This is a genomic window from bacterium (assembly GCA_040757115.1).
Classification (GTDB): domain Bacteria; phylum UBA9089; class CG2-30-40-21; order CG2-30-40-21; family SBAY01; genus JBFLXS01.
This window is the reverse complement of sequence record JBFLYA010000050.1, coordinates 1-21265: the sequence shown is the minus strand read 5'-3', so window position 1 is coordinate 21265 and position 21265 is coordinate 1. Positions and strand designations below refer to the sequence as shown.

The following is a 21265-nucleotide window of genomic DNA, read 5'->3' as shown; positions in this document are numbered from 1 at the left end:
TTAAGCGGGTATTCTCCAAAAATCAAAATGCAAAAAGCAAATATAAAAATTACATATCAAAATGTAAAATTATCTCTTTCCTTTCAGCGTTAAAATACTTGAAGCAAAGATATTACCAAATTCCTCCAACTCTTTGAGAAACCATGCTACTTCCTCTGGTTTAGCACGTTTACTATCACGAAGTAATGCAAGCCATAACTTACTTTCATTAGTTGATTTTAGAGATGTATCAAAGAAATTAGTAAAATCTTTTTTACTACTCGCCGCCTGCCCTTCAATATAATTCCCAATGATGCTTGTACCACTCCGTAATAATTGATCACCAATTCTTTGAGAAACACTATCCTTTGGTAACTTATCGATGAATTCTATAAGTCGCAGAGTAAAGTTATACAGTCTTTTCTTGAAATCCTTTTTGAAATTTGATTTGTAATTTTGCATTTTGATATTTGATATTTGAATTTTTATCTCTAATTCCCCAAATCCTATTTTGCAGAACCCTATTTCTTGCCAGGGCGTAAAGAGTTAAGGTGTAAATAAATTAGAATTTCTGTAAGAGTGCCACAACAATAGTTTTGTTAAAAAACTCAAGAAATCTTTCTCCATAAGAGGCTATTTCGCCCAGAGTCAACATACCTTCTGGCATACACTTATCATTTATAGTGGCAATCTTTTGTTTCACCAATGCCAATTCCTTTTCAAAATCCTCTCCTAAGAAAAGTGCCCTTGAGATACAATCAGCAACTAAACAATGAGATACCTTTTCTCCTACAAGATTTTGACAATCACTTGCCGCCTGACCAGCGGCTTGAATCAAAGATGCCTTGTTTCCTCTCAAAATACTCAAAACACTATTTTGTGGGACTTCACCAACACAGATTAACTCTCCTTTTTCATTTGTGGCAATCGGGTCACGGACAATATCCTCAGCATTCTCCTTGAACATCCCAAATGGATATGACATACTCAGGGAGTAGAAATCTTTCTCAGATAACTTCTTGCCTGAATCAGCCTCGACTACTTCCCGATAGGCCTGAAGGGCATTTTTCCAGTTCAATTCAGAGATAACATTTTTATTGGTTTTGGTGGCGACAAAGGGAGTCATTACTTTTTCCCAACCATGCCGAACCCCCAGATTGCTTTTTAGTTGGACAAAGGTAATCACCGCGGCATCCTGAACAAACCCTCCTCTGGTAAAAAGGCAAGGTGCCTGTTTCAAACTTAATGACCCAGCCCCGCCTCCAAAATAATGAACCGTCTGACCCAGCCGATTGAAAAGCTCACAAAGGAAAAAGGCAATATTTGAGGTCAGTCCATCTATTAGAACAATCGCTGTGCATCCTTCGACTTCTTGACCCAGCTCCGGGAGTTGAATCTTTTGTTGATTAAACCCTTTGATGAGGTAAGGGGTTTTTACTGCAGGCAAAACACTTACCACCGCTCCTTGCTCATAGCTTTTGTCACCATAGATTATCCCAGGAAATACCCCGCCCAAAAACTCAATACCCATTTCATTAAGACTGGCAATCATCTGGTCAACATCAGGCTTATTCTTTTCCCCAAGCATAATCAAGGCAACTTCTTTATCATGGACATTAAACCCTCTGATTGCCTCAACAATCTTTATTGAATCAGTTTCCGGAAGATACATAAGGCACCTCCTTTTGGAATAGTCAGAACACCCCAAAAGCAAATTCCTATCACTTAAAAAACTTGTAAGCGTTCAGCCACAGAGGCACAGAGTTCACAGAGAATTAAGGAAATTAGCCACAAATGGATACGAATTAACCTCTGACATCCCATAAATGTAGTGCGAACCTTATTGCTTTTTCATAAATAGGTTCCTCTTTTGGGGAGAGCGATAGCAAGAAGAACTTTAATGTAAATATCAAAATGCAAATATCAAAATTACAATGCAAAATGCAAAAATACTTGTAAATTAACAAAGTAGCTGGAGAATATTTTGATTTTTGATTTGTAATTTTACATTTTGATGTTTGATTTTTAATTTATTTTATGGTATTCCAGAAAAGTGGAAGTTAATTTTGCAAAAACCATTAGGTTCGCTTTCCTGCTTGCCAGAAGCGAGGTTAAAGCCTCGCACTACAAATCTTTTTGTATTTGTGTTCATTCGTGGTTATATATTCCCTCTGTGTTCTCTGTGACTCTGTGGTTATATCCTGAACGGTTACAAAAACTCGAACATCGAGTATTGCTTTAAAATGTAGCATATCTCTGAGAAATTGTCAAGCAGTTTTTCGGTTTCAAACAGGTGTATGTAAAATTTGTGGGTAAAAAATATTGAGGAATATTCATCTTTTTGCCGATATAAAGAAATAGATGAAATTCAATGCGAAAATTACAAATTCCAAGCACCAAATCTCAAATAAATTCCAAATTCCAATTTCCAAATAAGTTTCAAATTCCAAAGATTATATGACAACGAGAGGAATTTATTTAGATTTTTCAATAATTGAAGAAAAAATCTTTTTCCTGTATTGTTTGGAATTTTGAATTTTGGTCATTGAAATTTATTTGTAATTTGGTATTTGTGATTTGGAATTTTGTGATTTTCAATTGATTTAACCGTTACTTCAGACGGCTAAATAGTTACCCATAAATTTTACACGCACCCGTTTCAAATAAAAAGGTTGACAATTAATAGAAAATAGAGTAAAATAAAAAGGAGACAAAAAAATGGAATCAATCATTAATTATCCCTACCTTCCAGTCGTTACTTTAATAATTGCTTTAATCCTTTTCTTGATATTTTCAAGAAATACTGTTGTTCTCATTTCTCTTGTCTTTTTATCACTCATTATTATTCTGGTTTCTATTGAATTGAATAAAAGAAATCAAACCCGAATTCCTAAAGGAAATATTGCTTATGTCGATAATTCCCATTCGGGATATTATACATTAGACAGCTGGAAACCTCAAGGAATAATGGGATTACACCTTAATTTAATGCGTAATGGCTATCTTTCCTTTATGTTAAAGGATTTTTCCAGAGAAAAGATATTAAATGGAGATATTTTGATTTTTATAGCCCCAACTAAACCATTTTGCCAAAAAGAGATTGAAATTATTAAAGAATATCTTCAACAAGGGGGCATTGTGATTTTATCTGTTGGGTTTGAGGAAAAGGGTGGTTCTTTAAGGCTGTTGAATAACTTTGGGTTCAAACTCGCCAATGTTCCACTGGGGTATTTCCAGGTAGAGATGGAAGGTATAAATAAGGTGGCAACATTTTATAAGGGTTGGCCAGTCCTCTGTGAGGATAAAAATGCTAAAACGATATGCAGTGCCTACGGCTACCCCCTTATTGTTCAGCTACCTTATGGCAAGGGTAAATTTGTCGTTATCGGTGATTCCTTCTTCTTTACTAATCAGATTCTTGAAGAAAAAGAAGTCCCGCATTTCGAATCTATCTATTTTCTTAAATGGCTTTTGTTCACTTTACCTGGATAATTAAAAAAGAGGTAACTGTTCACCGCAGAGACACAGCGTCTGTGCAGTAAAGGACTACCTGAACGGTTACTTATTTTTTATCCTTCATTTTGGGCTAATTGAATTGAACTGTAAGGGAAAATGGCTATTTGACAATTATCTGGATATATTTTTTTAAGTTCGGTAATGAGTTTTTGCCAGTTATCAAAAAAGAAATAATCACTCCAGAAAACCTTACAAAAATCCAGATGATTAATATAAGGTGAGAAGAAAAAAAGCCTTTTATCGCCGAGGAATCTTTTCTTGCCTGGCAGTCTATATAATTGCATTCCTGGTTCAAATAATGCATGGTAACCTCTACCCAGACTACAGGCACTTATTAAAATGACTACGCCATTTTGTTTTATTATAGAATCATTAGCCGAGCGATAGAAATCAAAGGCATTTTCTGATTGTAACAATTCTGTATCCTTTGGATAGGCATTGAGGATAACAACATCTGCCTGATGAGGGATTTTTGTCATATAAATCTCGCGGGCAAATCTTACTGCCTCGCGATGTGCCTCAACAATATCTCCTGCTACTACCTTTGCTATTTGTCTTTTAGAATTAGGAACAATATTAATCCCAATATCCACGCCAATATTTTTAGCAATCTGTTCTAATTCCGCCCGAAATTTATTCCCTTCAACTACCCCAATACTACCTTTCAATCCCATAAGAACAGACTTATGACTTCTAACTAACCACTCTATACCTGTTAATCCCGGCGAGACTATCTTTGCCCCACCACTAAACCCGGCAAATGGATGTGGAATGACACTGCCGACGACAATTTTAAATTCTGCCTCAAGAAAGAATCTATTAATTCGGATACCATGGAGAGTTGAAAGATTTTCGAATGGATTATGATTATAAATATCACATCTCTTAACTATTTCCCTGCCTAATTTTTTGATTAAATCATCCTGGAGTAACGGTCTATGCCCGCCTGTGCTAATAATTATTTTTATATTTTTATCCTCTATCCCACCTATTTTTAGTTCTTTTAAGATTAATTGGAGAATATCCTCAAGTGGAGAAGGTCTTGTCATATCCTCAACAGCAATAGCGGCTGTAGTTTTGCCTCTGACTAATTCGCTTATTCTTTTACTACCGATGGGATTATAAAATGCCTTTTCTATTTCATTAATGGGTATTGGAGGTGCATCTACCATATTATATTCCTGAATTTCCCAGTTATCCGGGAATTCAAGGATAAATTGCTCATCTCCATACCAGGCTTTAAAAGGAATAGATATATTTTTCATTCTTGTCTCTTATTTTTAACAAAATTTGCAATGGCTGATATTGAGTCAAAGTTTTCTGGCATAAGTTCTTCATCGTCAATTTTAAGTGAAAATGTAGATTCAATAAATGTAAGTAGTTTGACCATATTAAATGAATCGATGATGCCTTTTTCTAATAATGAATCATTATTACTTAATTCAGTCATTGAGTCTTCTAAAAGGTCATCCTCGATAAATTTTCTAATTGCTCCTTCAATCTCCATCCAAAGCCTCCTTATTTTTGGTAACTGGTAACTGGTGAATGGTAATTAGTTACCAGCTACCATTTAACCGATTACTTACTTTATAAGTAACTATTCAGCATACCAAGCAAGTAGGAAGTAGGAAAGTAGGAAGTAGGAAGAGGGGAAAATACTTCATACTATTTTACTCTTAATTGATTTGATTAAACCTATAAGCATCCTACTCACTTCTTCAGATATATCCCAAATGGATTGAAAATCTGGCAGATAATTAAGATCTTTAGATAGAATTAGATAATACCTTAGTTCTTCAAGAGATCCTTGGCTTATATTATAGGCATTTAACTTATTCTTTATGCCTTGTTTCTTAAAACCTTCTGCAATATTTGCTGGAATAGAAACAGCCGCTGGGCACATCTGTTGCACCAATCCATATTTTTCTTCAGTTGGGAAGTTTTTGGTTATTTCGTATATTCTTATCACTAAATGATGGCTTTTTTGCCATACTACAAGTTGTCTAAAATCATCTAACTTCTCATTCATTTTCTTTCCCTTTCCTACTTCCCTACTCTCCTACTTTCCTACAGGGTGAATAGTTACCTTTTAAGAACTGATTTAATCCTGGTCATTAATTCCAGCCTTAAAAATTCCGTCTGTTTAAATCTTATCGTAAATAAAGCGCCAAAATATAATATCCCTCCTACAAGGATAGAGGAAATAAGCATAGGGAATGATTGTATTTGCCAGAGGTTTTTCATCATTAATTCCCATGATTTTACCCCTAATACCATAATACTAATATAGGTTAAGGCAGGGATTTGCGGTGACAGAATATCCATTAATTTAAACCCACCAAGATGCATCAGGAAATTAAATAGAAGAATATAGACGAAAACGCTTGAGATAGTTACACCAATAGCCACTCCAATGATACCATAAAAACTCCCTATAAAACAGGCGATAGATAAAAAGATAAAATGAATCGCCAGGACTCCTGTAAATTTTTTCAAGTCTCCTTTGGCCGTAGCAAATGAGTTACTTAAAAATTCTAAAGAGCGAGGGATACCAGAGAAACATAGAATTTGAAGAGGTAAAATTGTTGGTATCCATTTTTCCCCATAGACTACAGGAATAAATGAAGGAGCAACTAAAAACATCCCTATTAAAATAGAATAGTTATAGAGGGAGAGCCCTGTTAATATTTTCTGAAAGGTATTTTTCAAAAGTTCACTATCTTTTTGAATTCGGGAAAACGAAGAAAAACTTACCTGCTGAACACCTATGCCAATTAGTCTTTGAGAGGCAATGACCAGGTTATTTCCTCTTTCATAAAAACCTAACGGGACAACGCCCAGCCTTTTACTAATAATAAGATAGTCTATATTTCTAAGGAAATAAGCAAGTTGAGCCCTCAAAAACATCCATATACCAAAAGAAAACATTTCTTTCATTGCCCAATGTTTATACCTAAATTTTGGAATCCATTTAGTTATAATCATAATACTAATAATTTCCGCAACACTTGCAGCTAATCTGCCAAATACAAGACTCCAGATTTCAAAATTAGCTAAGGCTAATAGAATAGTTACTCCGGTTGATAAAATTATACTTATCAAAGAAATTGCAGAATGTTGACCATATTTGAGTTCCCTCTGCAACAATGCCACAGGAGTGCTTGCTAAACCTCTCAAGATAAACTCTATGGAAACAACAGCCAATACCTTTCCTACCAGGTCATTATCGTAGAACTTCCCAATAAAAGGAGAAGTTCCGACCAGAGAAAGGCATAAGATGGTTCCCATCCCAAAATTAATCATAAATATTGTAAAAATGTGGTCCTGTGTAATTTTTTCTTTTTGAATTAAGGCGACATTAAAACCAAATTCACCCAATCGTTGTGCGAAGTGAATAAAAATCATGGCAATTGCCATAATCCCAAAATCTTGAGGAAATAGAATCCGGGCGACTATTACCCCACCAACAAATTCAATTATATAATTGCATATTCGACCAGAAGTTACCCAAAAAATACTTCTTTTAGTTTTTTCTCCGACATCATAAGTCATAAAAAAATCCTTTTTTACTTAAGGTAATTATAAGGTGCTTTAAAAAATTTACAGGTTTTATAGACCCATTTTAAATTAAACCAAAATGCCCATAGAGCAAAAGCGCCTAATAACATCAAGTCTCCGAATAAACTACATATCATTATTAAAAAAATCCCTTTATATGGAATATAGCCATGTTCACAATTAGAAGGTAGAATATAGTGAATTAATCTTTTTATTTTATGATTAGTAGAAACCTTAACAATATCTTCCTTACGAACTTTATCCTGTGCATGCAAGCGAATTACCCGTATTATTATATCCTCTAATCTCCGGCTGATACTTTTACCAAAAAATAAAAACAAGCCCATAATTAAAGGCAAATTATTTTCTATTCGAAAATATATACCTAATGTTACCGTGACTATAACCGCATCATCAAAAATTTCATGACATAAAACATCAACTATTTTCCCGGTGATAGGATTGGCTGTCGCTTTTGCCCTGGCTACCTCTCCATCGACACAATCTAATATTAAGTAAAGATAAATAAAAAATGGAACTCCGATAAAATATCTCCAATCATTGGTTGCTATGCCCCCCATTAATAATAATGCCGCAAATAGACTGACAATACAGAATAAAAAAGACACCTGATTGGCTGAAATCTTTGTATATAAAAACAATTTAGTGATGTAAATCGAAAAAAATAGACAAAATTTCCAGGTAGGGTCTTTCTCTTCTGGTTGAAAGGCTCTTAATTCTTTTATGGAAAGATGTTTATTATCTATCGTGGTCATTAATCATACCTCTACAAGATTATACCATATTCAAATGCCATTTGTCAAAGGGAAAAAAGAGGTAAATCGTAATGGGGCAGTGAAATGGGGGAATATAGTAGTTATTAACGAAAATTTCTCATAGAACAGATATAGCAACAGGGTTGATAGTTTATAGTTTATAGTTAGGGTTCTGCAAAATAGGATTTGGGGGAGATAACTGAGAGGTAGACCTGAAATTAGAGATAAAAAATCAAATATCAAAATGCAAAATTACAAATCAAATTTCAAATTGGTAATATCTTTGCTTCAAGTATTTTAACGCTGAAAGGGAAGAGATAATTTTACATTTTGATATGTAATTTTTATATTTGCTTTTTGCATTTTGCTCTTTGGAGGAAATTGATAAAAAGAGGTTTTAAATACCCGCTTAAAAACTACAGTTTCTTAGTTTTGCAGAACTCTAAGTTTATAGTTTCATAGACTATCAACCATCAACCATCAACTATCAACCATTCAACCATAAAACCTTTTACCTTTTATGCTCGGGGGTGGGCTTTGTCATAAACAGATTTGAGTCGTTCTTTAGTCAAGTGGGTATAAATCTGGGTTGTAGCTAAACTTGCATGTCCTAATAATTCCTGAACAATCCTTAAATCTGCCCCAGCATCTAAAAGATGCGTGGCAAAGGTATGACGAAAGGTATGTGGACTGACATGTTTTGAAATAGCCATTTTATTTACATATTTATTAACAATGAGTCTTACCCCGCGTGAAGTCAATCGTCCTCCTTTTCCATTCAGGAATAACGCCTCTTGCTCGCGGTTCTTTTTAAGTAATTCTATTCGTTTTCCAAGATACCTTTCTATGCAACTCAGGGCATAAGAGCCAATTGGAACCAATCTTTCTTTATTCCCTTTCCCTAACACCTTCACCATTCCACTTGTTTCATCTATATCTAACAGGTTCATTCCAACCAATTCACTTACTCTCATCCCGGTTGAATAAAGGGTTTCCATTATTGCCCTATCTCGTAAAAGCAATGCTGTTGAGTTTTCAGGTAATTCAATTAGTGCTACTATCTCATTCTGGTATAAAAATGTTGGCAAGTCTTGTGTCAACTTGGGGGTAAATATACTTTTAGCGGGATTTGTCTGAATATATCCTTTTCTGCATAAAAATTTAAAATAAGTCCTCAGACTGGCTAATTTTCGCGCCATACTTTTACGAGAATAATTTTCTTTTTGAAGATAGGCAAGGTATTGTCTAATTATTAATCTATCAACACCAGGATTCCCTAATTCTATTTTCCGTTTGGTGAGGGTTTTTATAAAGCTATCTATCCCTAATAAATCCGCCTTATAACCTCGCTGTGTATGATAAGAGGTATCCTTTTCTACCCTTAAATATAACAAAAATTCATCTAAATACTTCATTCTAATATAAATATCGACAGGTTAGATTTATTACTTTATTATTTTTTCGTGAGCCCCAATAGGGTGTATGTAAAATTTGTGGGTAACTTTTACACCTCTATTTTTATCAATCTCCTCCAAAGAGCAAAATGCAAAAAGCAAATATAAAAATTACATATCAAAATGTAAAATTATCTCTTTCCTTTCAGCGTTAAAATAGAAGTCCTTTTGGGACGGTTCACTTTTGTTTGAAAGATTGCGGATTGAAATTAGAAATTAGGGAGAGAGACAAAAGCCCAATTTCTAATTTCCAATTTCTAACAAAAATCATAGGAAAAACGATAAAAGGAACCGTCCCGTCCTTTTTGAAATTTGATTTGTAATTTTGCATTTTGATATTTGATATTTGATTTAATTTCAGGTCTAACTCTCAGAATATTTTTTACCCATAAATTTTACACGCACCCGCCCAAATCTGATTTCTGCAAGGATTCGTCTTGCAATCTCTTTTTTAGGTAGAAGTGGTAATTCCTCAATTCTATCATCCCTAGTAATAATTGTTACCTGGCTTGTGTCTTGACCAAATCCTGTTTTAATATCATTAACCACAATCAGGTCTAAGTTTTTTTCTTTTAATTTCTTTTTTGCATTTAAGATAAGGTTTTCAGATTCAGCGGCAAAGCCTATGAGTATTTTATCTTTTTTATTTTTGCCCAGTTGGGCGAGGATGTCAGGGGTCTTTTTTAATTCCAAAGATAGGCTTGCGGTAGTTTTTTTAATCTTTTGTGGGGCAACCTGGATGGGTGAAAAATCGGCAACTGCCGCCGCAGATATGACGACATCAACCTCTGGAAATGCCTTTAATACCTCATCTTGCATTTGTAAGGCGGTTTCTACAAAAATAGTTTTTACACCTTGAGGCGGCTCTAATTGAGTCGGGGCACTAATCAATGTTACCTCAGCACCAAATTCTTTAGCCGCCAAAGCCAGGGCGTAACCCATTTTACCTGAAGAGCGATTTCCGATATAGCGAACTGGGTCAATTGGCTCGCGTGTGCCACCAGCAGTAACTAAAATCTTTTTACCCTTCAGTAGAGATGATGAATTTAAAATCAAGTCAATCTCGGTAAGTATTTTATCTACATGGGCTAATTTGCCTAATCCTTTTTCACCACAGGCTAAAATGCCCTCTTCTGGTTCAATAAACTGGATACCATAAGATTTTAATTTTTTGATATTTGCCTGGACCATTGGGTTAAGATACATTTTTTCATTCATCGCCGGGGCAATGAGAATAGGACAATGACAGGCAAGGGCAAAAGTGGTTAAAAAATCATCGGCTATACCGCAGGCTATTTTACCAATAATATTTGCTGTGGCTGGGGCAATTAAGAAAATATCCGCTTTATCTACCAAAGTTATGTGCTCTACCCCGGATGAAGCAGGTATCTCAAAAAGGTCTGTGATGACTTTATTTTTAGATATGGTTTGAAGGGTAAGAGGTGAGATGAATTGTATCGCAGATTTAGTCATTATAACCGTAACATTTGCTCCAAGTTTGACTAACTGACTGGTTATCTCTGCAGATTTATAAGCCGCTATACTTCCTGTTATTCCCAGAATAATATTTTTACCGTTATACATCTTCTATTCCCAATTGCTCTAAAATCTCTTTCCCAATTTTTTTTACCTTATTTTTCTCCGCAATAATGATAGATTTTAATTTTCCGACCGTTACTCCTATGTCGTCATTGACGACGCAATAATCATACTTCTCAAGATTTTTTAATTCTTGTTTTGCCAGTGAAAGTCGTTTTTCTATTTCTTCCAGGCTATCTGTCATTCGATTGGATAATCGTGTTTTTAAATCCTCTATGAAAGGTGGGATAATAAATATCAGGACACTGTTATCTCTATATCTTCCCTGAACATTCATTGCCCCTTGAGCATCAATGTCGAGGAGAACATCCATTCCAGAGGCAAGTGATTCATTAAGGAATTTTTTAGGGGTGCCATAATAATCATCATAAATCTTTGCCCATTCGATAAATTCACCCTTTTTAATTTTATCCTCAAATTCATCAACATCAACAAAAATATAATCAGCTCCATTAATTTCATTCTCGCGTGGTTGTCTGGTAGTCATTGATACAGAAAAGACAAGATTAGGTGTAGTTTTGATTAATCTTTTACATATCGTTGTTTTCCCTGCACCCGAAGGAGCGGAGATGACAATAAGTAGATTTTTCCCCATAGAAATATTTTCCTCCTCTTTGATGATGACTTTAGGGTTCTGCAAAACCAGGAACTCGTTTATAGTTTATGGTTTATAGTTTATAGTCTATAGTCCTTCAACTATCAACTATAAACTATCAACTATAAACTTTCTACCATTATGCTTACTCTACATTTTGAATTTGTTCACGAACCTTTTCTAATTCATTTTTTGCCTGAAGGACAAACTGAATAATTTTTATATCCCCTGTTTTAGAACCAATGGTATTTATCTCTCGATGTAATTCCTGGGCTAAAAACTCTAATTGTCTGCCTATTGGCTTATCTACGGCTAATGTATCATCAAATTGCTGAATATGGCTTTTTAGTCGGACTAATTCTTCAGTAATATCACACTTATCCGCAAAAATAGCTATCTCTTGATAAAGTCGGGTTTCATCAAAAAACTCTTTATCTATTTTTAGTGTGGACAGTCTATTTTTTAATTTCTCCTGATATTCTAAAATTACCTGTGGTGTTTTTTTTTCAATTTCTGCCACTAATTCTTTTATGTTGTTAATTCTTAATTTTAACTCAGTCTCTATCTTTTTCCCTTCACTTATTCTTGTTGATAATAATCCCTTAACGGCTTTATTTAATGGTTCCTTCAACCACTCCCATAATTTATCTTTTATTTCCATATCAGAATTTTTACTGATAATATTACTTATTCCAATGATATGGCTTAGTTTAAGGTCATCTTTTAATCGGAATGATTTACCTACCTGGCGGAAAGAATCCAAATATGCCTTTACTAAATTATGGTCTATTTGAAATTTATTAAAAGACGATGTCACGCTGTTTTTTGTGTTGATAGGAATATAGAGTTTTCCACGGTTGACTTTTTCCTGGACATATTCTTTAATTTTATTCTCAAGAAAAGTCATAAAAGAAGGTGTTAAAATCTTTATCTCGGAAAATTTATGATTGACCGCCTGAATTTCTACACTAAAATATTCATTACTCCCAGCACCATATCCCGTCATACTTTTGAGCATATTTTATCTCCTTTTATAATCTGCGAAATCTGTGGATACATCTTCTTCATAATTACATCCCTTGCGTGTGCAGGCTAATATTTTCAAACCACTTTTGCTTTTCTTTTCAACAACCATATATCCACATTCAGGGCATTTTGTCTCAACTGGATTGCCCCAGGTAGCAAATTCACACTTAGGATAATTAGAACAGCCATAGAAAAAACCCTTTTTACTTCTTTTCCTCGTCAATTCTCCGCCACAGCCCGTCGGACACAGTAGGCCCGAACTAACAGATTGAGTAAATTTACATTTGGGATAATTACTACAGGCTAAAAATTTACCATATTTACCTTCTCGTAAAAGCATATTTGCCCCGCATTTTTCACACTTTGTCTCAGTTATGACTGGTGGTTTTTCTTCCTTTTTTTCAAGGGATTTCAGATTTTTACACTTTGGATACCCGGAGCAGGCTAAAAATTTACCATACCTGCCTTCTTTAATTATCATTGGTTTATGGCATTTATCACAAAGTATTTCTGTTTCTTCAACTTGTTTTACCTGTATTTCACCATTTTCTTTTAATTCAATGTTTTTGATATTCCGGCAGTTAGGGAATCCAGAGCACGCTAAGAATTTCCCATGTTTACCAATTTTGACAACCATTGGTTTATGACATTTTTCACATAAGATTGAGGTTACTTTTTCCTGCTCTTTTTTCACATTTCTCATTTCTTCCTGTGCCTTACTCAGGGAATTTTTAAAAGGAATGTAGAAATTCTGCAAAACATCAATCCAGTTCACCTCCCCCTCTTCAATCTTATCGAGTTTATCTTCTAATTGGGCGGTAAATCCTACATCTAAAATATCCGGAAAACTTTTGATTAATAATTGTGTAACCAATTTACCCAGTTCTGTCAGGAAGAATTTTTTCTCTTCCAGCCGAACATAATTTCTTTCCTGGATAGTGCTGATAATAGCCGCATAAGTGCTTGGTCTGCCAATACCCTTTTCTTCCAGTGCTTTAACTAATGTTGCCTCTGTATATCGCGGCGGGGGTTGAGTCCAATGTTGTTTTGGAATTAATTCTAATAAAATTAATCGTTCTTTTTCTTTAAGTTGTGGTAAAATATCCTCTTTTTCTTCTTCCTCGTCTTTTCCTTCGGTATATACAGCCATAAACCCATCGAATTTGACGACTGTGCCGGTGGCGACAAATAAAAATTTATTTTCAACTAAAATCTCAACCCTTGTAACTTCTAATAAAGCCGCTGTCATCTGTGAGGCAATAAATCGGGTCCAGATGAGTTTATATAACCTGTATTGGTCTGGGGTTAAATATTCTTTAATTTCATCTGGTTTTCTGAAAACAGAGGTTGGACGAATCGCCTCATGTGCCTCTTGAGCTGATTTTTTACTTTTGTATTGAGGCGGTTTTAGCGGTAGATATTGTGAGCCAAATTCCTTTTTAATATACTCTCTTGCCTGTGTTTGTGCCTCTGTAGATACTCTTACGGCATCCGTTCGCATATAGGTTATAATTCCAACTGGCGATTCTTCACCAACATCCAGACCTTCATATAATTGTTGGGCAACGAGCATCGTCTTTTTTGCCTTAAAGTTTAGTTTTCGTGCCGCCTCTTGTTGAAGTGTTGAAGTAATAAAGGGTGGAACGGGATTTTGTTGCTTATCTTTCTTGATAACCTTATCAACAATGAATTCCTTACCTTTTAGTTCTGTTAAGATTTGCTCAGATGTCTCCTTATTCGGAATTTTTATCTTTTTGGCATCTATCTTCTCTAATTTTGCGTTAAATACCTCTTTAGTTTCCTTTTGTAGTTTAGCGGTGATAGACCAGTATTCTTCCGGAACAAATGCCTCGATTTCCTGTTCTCGCTCACAAATAAGTCTAACCGCCACAGATTGCACCCTGCCAGCGCTTAACCCTTTTTGCACATTTTTATTTAATATTGGGCTAATAAGATACCCAACCAATCTATCCAGTATTCTTCTCGCCTGCTGGGCATCAACCTTATTGTTATCAATTTTACCAGGATGTTTTAATGCCTCTAAGATAGCGGGTTTAGTAATTTCATTAAAGGTAAGTCGATATATCTGCCTGGCATTTAATTCGTGGGATAAATGCCATGATATTGCCTCTCCTTCACGGTCAGGGTCAGTGGCTAAATAGATATTGTCCATTTTCAAGGCAAACTCTTTGAGTTCTTTTAGTATTTTTCTTCGGTCAGGGATAACGACATATTTTGGTTTGAAGTTATCTGTAACATCTACGCCAAGTGCATCTCTTGGCAAGTCTTTTATATGTCCCATAGATGAGGCAACCTTAAATTCTGCACCTAAATATTTATTTATAGTTCTTGTTTTTGCCGGTGATTCGACGATAATTAAAGATTTCATCATTGTTGTTGGGGATTATTATATCTTTTCTCTTTACTTTTGTCAACTTTTTTTTAGTGACATCCGTGATTCAGACACTGGACATCAGACACAAGACTATAGACTCTATTTATGCAGGAAATTAGTGACATTTGGGAAACTATCCTCAAAACTTCACTCCCTGAATTTTTCCTAAGCCTTACCTATGTCAGTGACAGTGTCAGTGTCAGTGAAGAAACTCCTTCAACTCATCCAACACTTCCAACTCTTTCTACTCTTTCAACTCTTCCAGCAGAAGTATAGGCAGGTCTCCCAAGCCTTCATTCTTCTGCAATTTCTGCCCGCTTTAGTCTGAGATCTGATGTCTATAGTCTACTGTCTGAATCACAGTAGTGACATCCGTAACGGGGCTGTGAAATGGGGAAATTGGTAGTTTAATCTTTTATTACCAGACACTCCCAAAGAGCCGAAAAGCAATTTCCTATCAGTTAAAAATCTTCACTCTCTGGGATTTTGCCAAATTCCAAAAGTATTGCCCTTTGAAGATTATTTATCATCCTTAATAAAATCCTCCCAAAATCTTCTTACCTCATCAGTGATAAAATGCTTTATTCTTTCCAATACCGTTTGCAACTCCTTGAGGTTGAGCAACTTTAAGAGTTCCTTGATGTCTTCTGTTCTACCTCTGGTAATTATCTGCTGGACATACATATCTAACACAGAGGGTTGTGAAAGATCAAAGTTTGTTCCCTCTTTTAAAAACCAAAATAGTCTTTTGTCAGCAATAATTTTCATTAGTTAAACCTTTCAATAACCCAACTTCATACTTTCAAAAAATAAGTTTTGACACTATATGCTCACAAAATCAATTTAATAGTTTTACCCGGGTTTTAATGGCAAATTATCCATTTCCATAATGGGATGAAGGTTATTATTTTACCCTTAACCTTTTCTTTTTCTTCTACATCATCAGTCAAAATTAGTAAATCGTTGCATTTTAGATTTCCACTTGCCTTAAGTAAGGAGTTAATCTCTCTTTTTCTGGTATCGTAATTCTTGATGTCATAACAAACCTGAATTAACTGCTTAACCTTTAATTCTTCTTTAATTACAAAATCAACCTCATAATTATAAGAATTCTGCCAATAATAGATATCTTCCTTGGGATTAAGAAACTTTCTTCTCATTAGTTCAATTGCTACAACATTCTCATAAATTTTTCCTATTTCTTGAGAAAATTTTGTGGACAAAGCATTTATCAGCCCTGTGTCAACTGCATAAATTTTTCTTGGTGCAGTTAACCTTTCCTTACTTTTATAGGAAAATCTCTCAATTTGGAAGATTAAATATGATTCCTCAATAAAAGAAAAGTAGTTTTTTGCCGTATGAACACTTTTTAAAGAGAAGATATTTTTAAGTTTATTAAAAGTAATCTGGCGGGCAAAGTTAGAAATTAAATAATTTGCAAATTCCTTTAAGGTATTTATATATTTTATGTTATGTCTTATAATTACATCTTTGGTTATAACTGTTGAATATAGCGAAATAAGATATTTCTTATAATATTCACCTTGAATAACCTCAGGAAATCCTCCAGAGGATAAATAGTTCTCCCAGAATCTTCTTATCGAAGCCGTATCTTTTGTGCTAATGTCCTTTTTTTGATAGTCAAAATTATTAAAATATAAATATTCACGAAAAGAAAATGGATAAAGTTCCAAGGAAAAATATCTTCCCGTAAGATGAGTAGCCAATTCTTTACTCAACATCCTGGCGTTACTGCCAGTTATGATTAAATTAAATCCTCTTCTTTTCAACCGGTTTACAAAAAGTTCCCAATTATTAACATTCTGGATTTCATCAAGAAAGATAAAATCGGGTTTTTGATATATTTCATAAATTGTCTGAAGAAGTAAATTCAGGTCTTTAGTTTCTAAAGTAAAAAGCCGTTCATCATCAAAATTTACATAGGCAAAATTTTTATCTTTTAACATCTCATAGCCCAAAACTGATTTCCCAGCTCTTCTGGGTCCAGTGATTATTTTGATTAAAGAAGATTTTAGAAATTTTTTATATTCCCCTAAAACCTCTCTTTCAATAATCTTTTTCCCTTTTAAGGAATCTTCTAATTCTTCTTTTTGGTCAATTAAGATCTGTTTTATATCTTTAAGTTCCATAGTTTAATTTCCTAATACACAATTTTTTTCTTTTTTATGCATTATAACAGCATAAAAATTATTTGTCAAGAGAAATATTCTGAAACTTACCCATATCTGGGGAGAGCGTTGCGTAGGACATAAAGTTATATCTATGGTCCCTGGCATTGTGTTACCTCATTTCTTGCCATCTTTTTGTATTTTTTGACATTTTGGAGAAACTGGAGTTTCGTGAATTTATTCATCATGGTTTAACCATAACCTTGCAATATAAATTCCAAATTTCAAATACCAAATTCCAAATAAATTCCAAACACCAAATTCCAAAACCTATTGCTTTGTCAATTTTGTTAAAGGGAGTTGAATATTTTACTCAATAATGTCAGATTTAGGTTTTTCAATAATTGAAGGATACACCCCTAACCCCTCTCAAGAGGGGAATATAACTCTTCTTTAATTCTATTGCCTCATTGAAAAGCACTTCTCTTTCTTTTGTTTGGAATTTTGATTTTTGGTCATTGGAATTTATTTGTAATTTGTAATTTGTGATTTGGAATTTTGTAATTCACTCACTATTTTTTGCAACTCATGGTTTAGCCATAACTTTGCAATAATTCCTCTTCCTTGTGTTTTCAAGGGATTTCAATCTTCTAAAAATCACGAAACTCTAGCCTATGTAGACTTCCAGGTTAATAACCGCTATAATTTCTGTCCTTACAACTCAAGCCATAAAATGTCTGGTCAGATTTTCTGTCTGTCCGTTGTCAGTATTTTACCATCTAACTTTTTGCCTGTCAAATGAATTTACAATATTCCCTCCAATTCTCTCTACTCTCCTAATACAAACTCTATATCTTGATTATCCAGGGTTTTCAGTGCCAATCCATCACTTGAAATCAAAGACTCAAAAAGCACCTTTTTTCTCTTTTGCAATTCCAGTATCTTCTCTTCAATCGTTCCTTTGGTTATTAGTTTATAACTGAATACCGTTTTATCCTGCCCGATACGGTGGGTTCTATCAATCGCCTGTTCTTCTGCGGCTTTATTCCACCATGGGTCAAAGATAAAGATATAGTCAGCCGCGGTCAAATTAAGTCCCAATCCACCTGTCTTCAGGGTCATTAAGAATACCTTGTAGGTATCATCATTCTGGAATGCCTCTACAAGTTGCTTTCTATCTTTGGTAGCACCTGTCATTGTCAAATACTCAATGCCCGCTTTTTCAAGGTCAGCTGAAACACAATCAATTACATCTAAGAAATTGGCAAAGAGTAAAACTTTATGGTCATTGGCAACCACATCCATGATATTGTCTAAAAGTGCTTCACGCTTGGGAGAGATTATTTGCATCTGGCTTTTAGATTCCGGGATAGAGGCAATCTGACGCAGTTCGCTTAATGCCTGAAAGATAAAAAACTGAGACTTTTCAAGCCCACTCTGGGCAATTTGAGTCTTTACTGTTTGATAATAAAAACGACGCCTATTTTCATAAAAAATCTGTTGTTCCTGGCTCATATCGACAAATAGTATCTGCTCAATCTTGTCAGGTAGGTCTTTTAACACCTCTTTTTTTAGACGCCTCAACACAAAGGGATATATCTTCTTCTTCAATTCATACAGGACATCTTTGTCATTTTCCTTCTGAATGGGAATGATGTATGACTGATTAAAATCATCAATCGAACTAAACATAGAAGGGTTGAGAAACCGAAAGAGTGAATAGAGTTCAGATAGGTTATTTTCAATCGGTGTCCCACTTAAGGCAAGCCGATGTTTGGACGAAAGAAGCATTACTGCTTTTGAAATCTGGGAATTGATATTCTTTATATTCTGTGATTCATCAAGGATGATGTAATAAAATTCCTCTTCTTTAAATTGCTCAATATCATTACGAACCATCGCATAAGTAGTCAGGATAAGATTACTCTTTTTGGCTTCCTCTAAATTGCGGTTATTGCCGTGATAGAGATAATATGATAATTGAGGATTGAATTTATTTATCTCATTTGCCCAGTTAAAAAGTAATGTCTTTGGCATAATAATCAAGGAAGGCTTCTTTTCATCTGGATAGATAAAAGATAGCAAGGCAATTGCTTGCACCGTTTTACCAAGCCCCATATCATCAGCCAGACATCCACCAAGGCTATGTTGATGGAGGTATCTTATCCATTTATAACCTTGCTTTTGATACCCTCGAAGCTCTTCATTTAACTGCGGAAACTTATATCTTGATTCTTCAAGCCTATTGAAGCCTAAAAATATCTCTCTTGACCACTTAAGAGATTCAGCGGCGACCTTTTCATCAATCATCTCTTCGACAATTGGCAGGTCAAAAAAAGAGACCCTGACTTTATCCTTTTGCTTTTTGAATACCCGTTTTAATTTCTCAATGTAATGCTTATTAATTATGGCACAAGTCCCATCGCTTAATAAGATATAAGAGTTCTTTTTATATTGAGTTAAGGCATCAAAAAGAGAGAAATTTTCTCCTTCTACCTCTAAATTAACATCCCCCTCAAGGAAATCGATACCGTGTGATAATGAGAAAGTAAGTTTTGGGCTCACAGGTCGAATATTATAAGACTTGAGTTTTTCAGCCCCCAGGATGACAAATCGAGTAATAAAGTGTCCCAATTCATTATAGATGAACTCCCTGGCTAATGATTCTTCGATGATGAAGAGGTTATCTTCGACAAAATAGTCATTTTTGTCAGCAACCGATTTCCGATACCTTTTTAAGGCTGTTTCAATCTCATCCATAGTGAAATGAATCTCTTCAGAGGTAATATCACTAATAATAATCTTTTTCTCTAACACATTAAGCGCGGCAATTCTGGTAATATCATAATTATCAAAAAAATCTGCATCAAATCCAGGCAAAGAGGTAGTAAGTCTGATATACAAAGAATTATCCGCATCTATTTTTTCAAAGATGAGTGTTGGCTGACTTTCTTTAATCTCTCCTTCTATCTGTTTGTAATCCTGGTAATCTATGAAGATATTTTCAAAATAGGAGTAAAGCAAGGAAAGATACTTCTCAAGATTCATTGGCAGCAGGGATGTTTGAAAGAGGTGAAGTTCCTTGAAATTTTCACCAACGGGTGGGATTTTATAGATATTACCTTCGGCAAAGACATAATTCTCATTTAAGAACGAAAACTCTTTGAAGCCTTTACCTTGATATAAAAGGAAGATTTTGATTGCTAAAGTATCTTCCCCTTCAATAGAAACAACAATCTTTGCCAATCCGTCCATAAAACCAATCGGTCTAAATTGTGCATCAACAAAATTGTTACAATGTTGAAGTTGCCAGAGAAGATATTCATGTTCCGATAGATAGATTTTATTGTCTGGGATTTCCCAGTTAATTCGAAAGTTACTTTTATCTCTAATAGCGGCAATAGATTTCAATATATCGTGTGTGCGACCAGTATAATATTCAAAATCTGGTTCAACCTCATTTCTATCCTTATCAACAACCGTAATATAGGCACCAATCTCATTGAAGTGTAACTGAAAGAATATTGAAGAGGCAGGTCTTTTTTTCTTAATAGAGATTTTCTTCTTCCTCTTTAATCTCTCAAAAATATCAACCCCCGACATTATCTCCCTCCAGTTTATTGTTTTTTATAATATCATAATTTAAATCTTTTGTCAAGACCTTATTACATTTTTTAGTAAGGCGTTAGTTATTGGTGGGAGAAAGGAACAAAGATTAAATTTCTCGCAAAGGCGCAAAGAACGCAAAGAAATTTCAAATCAGCTTGAAATTTGGAATTTCTGACTACTTTATGTTCTTTGCGTCTTTGCGAGAGGAATATCTTTTACCACCGATAGCTGACCCATTACAAGGGTCATTAGTTCAATTCAGACATAAGGGATAACACCAATAAAAGGTAGAGTTGATAGAGTGTTAGATAGAAGTAGGGTAACAAAGTAATAAAAAATTTAGATTTTATTATTTTTTTTCTTGACAAAATAACACCTAATATATATAATAGGTGTTATGAATTTTGAAGAGATATCTATTCATCGCAAGAAGATTAGTATTTTAAAGAAGGAAAGAGACAGATTTGAGGAGATAGCGATAGGGCGATCTCCTATGGTAGCGGCATCATTTATACCGCGCAGATTAAGAAAGGATGCACCTTTAGTCTATTATCTTTCTGCGTCTATAGATGGAAAAACTAGGCATCGGTATGTTCGTAAAGGAAAGATAGAATATTGGCGTAAACGGG

General features: G+C 34.6%; 18 protein-coding genes. 2 read left to right on the top strand and 16 right to left on the bottom strand.

All coding sequences use genetic code 11. The features are described 5' to 3' along the window. Positions 1 to 69: 69 nt before the first annotated feature. Together AB1422_06170 and AB1422_06165 are read right to left on the bottom strand one after the other, a co-directional pair. Entirely contained in the window at positions 70 to 441 is a 372-nt protein-coding gene (locus tag AB1422_06170) for a four helix bundle protein (GenBank protein MEW6618919.1), read from the bottom strand. Positions 442 to 541: 100 nt separating this feature from the next. Continuing rightward, entirely contained in the window at positions 542 to 1651 is a 1110-nt protein-coding gene (locus tag AB1422_06165; protein MEW6618918.1) for an FIST C-terminal domain-containing protein, read from the bottom strand. 1046 nt (positions 1652 to 2697) lie between these two features. Here AB1422_06165 and AB1422_06160 point away from each other — a divergent pair. Then, positions 2698 to 3471 carry a hypothetical protein gene (locus AB1422_06160; GenBank protein ID MEW6618917.1) on the top strand — a complete coding sequence of 258 codons (774 nt, stop codon included), beginning with the start codon at positions 2698 to 2700 and terminating at the stop codon, positions 3469 to 3471. Between the two features lie 77 nt (positions 3472 to 3548). On the opposite strand, the gene AB1422_06155 is transcribed toward AB1422_06160, so the two are convergent. The 14 genes from AB1422_06155 to AB1422_06090 form a co-directional block, all read right to left on the bottom strand. Continuing rightward, positions 3549 to 4760 carry a lactate racemase domain-containing protein gene (locus AB1422_06155; protein ID MEW6618916.1) on the bottom strand — a complete coding sequence of 404 codons (1212 nt, stop codon included), beginning with the start codon at positions 4758 to 4760 and terminating at the stop codon, positions 3549 to 3551. After that, positions 4757 to 5002: an acyl carrier protein gene (locus tag AB1422_06150; GenBank protein ID MEW6618915.1), complete on the bottom strand. Its 246-nt coding sequence runs from the start codon at positions 5000 to 5002 to the stop codon at positions 4757 to 4759. Before AB1422_06150 ends, AB1422_06155 begins: the two co-directional genes overlap by 4 nt. 153 nt (positions 5003 to 5155) lie before the next feature. Then, positions 5156 to 5524, bottom strand: a complete 369-nt coding sequence (locus tag AB1422_06145) for a four helix bundle protein (GenBank protein ID MEW6618914.1) — start codon at positions 5522 to 5524, stop codon at positions 5156 to 5158. 53 nt (positions 5525 to 5577) lie between these two features. Then, positions 5578 to 7047: a lipopolysaccharide biosynthesis protein gene (locus AB1422_06140; protein MEW6618913.1), complete on the bottom strand. Its 1470-nt coding sequence runs from the start codon at positions 7045 to 7047 to the stop codon at positions 5578 to 5580. A gap of 14 nt (positions 7048 to 7061) precedes the next feature. Beyond that, positions 7062 to 7829 carry a CDP-alcohol phosphatidyltransferase family protein gene (locus AB1422_06135; GenBank protein MEW6618912.1) on the bottom strand — a complete coding sequence of 256 codons (768 nt, stop codon included), beginning with the start codon at positions 7827 to 7829 and terminating at the stop codon, positions 7062 to 7064. Positions 7830 to 8347: 518 nt separating this feature from the next. Then, positions 8348 to 9244, bottom strand: a complete 897-nt coding sequence (gene xerC, locus AB1422_06130) for a tyrosine recombinase XerC (protein MEW6618911.1) — start codon at positions 9242 to 9244, stop codon at positions 8348 to 8350. A 217-nt stretch (positions 9245 to 9461) separates the two neighbouring features. Then, positions 9462 to 9614, bottom strand: a complete 153-nt coding sequence (locus AB1422_06125) for a hypothetical protein (GenBank protein ID MEW6618910.1) — start codon at positions 9612 to 9614, stop codon at positions 9462 to 9464. 32 nt (positions 9615 to 9646) lie between these two features. Further along, the gene (gene coaBC, locus AB1422_06120; protein MEW6618909.1) at positions 9647 to 10867 is read right to left on the bottom strand and encodes a bifunctional phosphopantothenoylcysteine decarboxylase/phosphopantothenate--cysteine ligase CoaBC; all 1221 of its coding nucleotides are present in this window, start codon (positions 10865 to 10867) and stop codon (positions 9647 to 9649) included. Beyond that, complete coding sequence (gmk, locus tag AB1422_06115) at positions 10860 to 11477, bottom strand: guanylate kinase (GenBank protein ID MEW6618908.1); 618 nt, start codon at positions 11475 to 11477, stop codon at positions 10860 to 10862. Before gmk ends, coaBC begins: the two co-directional genes overlap by 8 nt. Positions 11478 to 11622: 145 nt before the next feature. Further along, positions 11623 to 12495, bottom strand: a complete 873-nt coding sequence (locus AB1422_06110; protein MEW6618907.1) for a YicC/YloC family endoribonuclease — start codon at positions 12493 to 12495, stop codon at positions 11623 to 11625. Positions 12496 to 12498: 3 nt separating this feature from the next. Beyond that, positions 12499 to 14895, bottom strand: coding sequence for a type I DNA topoisomerase (topA, locus tag AB1422_06105; GenBank protein ID MEW6618906.1), 2397 nt, complete (start codon positions 14893 to 14895; stop codon positions 12499 to 12501). Positions 14896 to 15417: 522 nt separating this feature from the next. After that, the gene (locus AB1422_06100) at positions 15418 to 15666 is read right to left on the bottom strand and encodes a hypothetical protein (protein ID MEW6618905.1); all 249 of its coding nucleotides are present in this window, start codon (positions 15664 to 15666) and stop codon (positions 15418 to 15420) included. Between the two features lie 95 nt (positions 15667 to 15761). Further along, positions 15762 to 17048, bottom strand: coding sequence for an ATP-binding protein (locus AB1422_06095; GenBank protein ID MEW6618904.1), 1287 nt, complete (start codon positions 17046 to 17048; stop codon positions 15762 to 15764). Positions 17049 to 17855: 807 nt separating this feature from the next. Beyond that, complete coding sequence (locus tag AB1422_06090) at positions 17856 to 20630, bottom strand: SNF2-related protein (GenBank protein ID MEW6618903.1); 2775 nt, start codon at positions 20628 to 20630, stop codon at positions 17856 to 17858. 403 nt (positions 20631 to 21033) lie between these two features. On the opposite strand from AB1422_06090, the gene AB1422_06085 reads away from it, so the two are divergent. Beyond that, positions 21034 to 21265, top strand: a 232-nt coding sequence (locus AB1422_06085; protein ID MEW6618902.1) for a hypothetical protein, incomplete at its 3' end; no start/stop codon positions are given.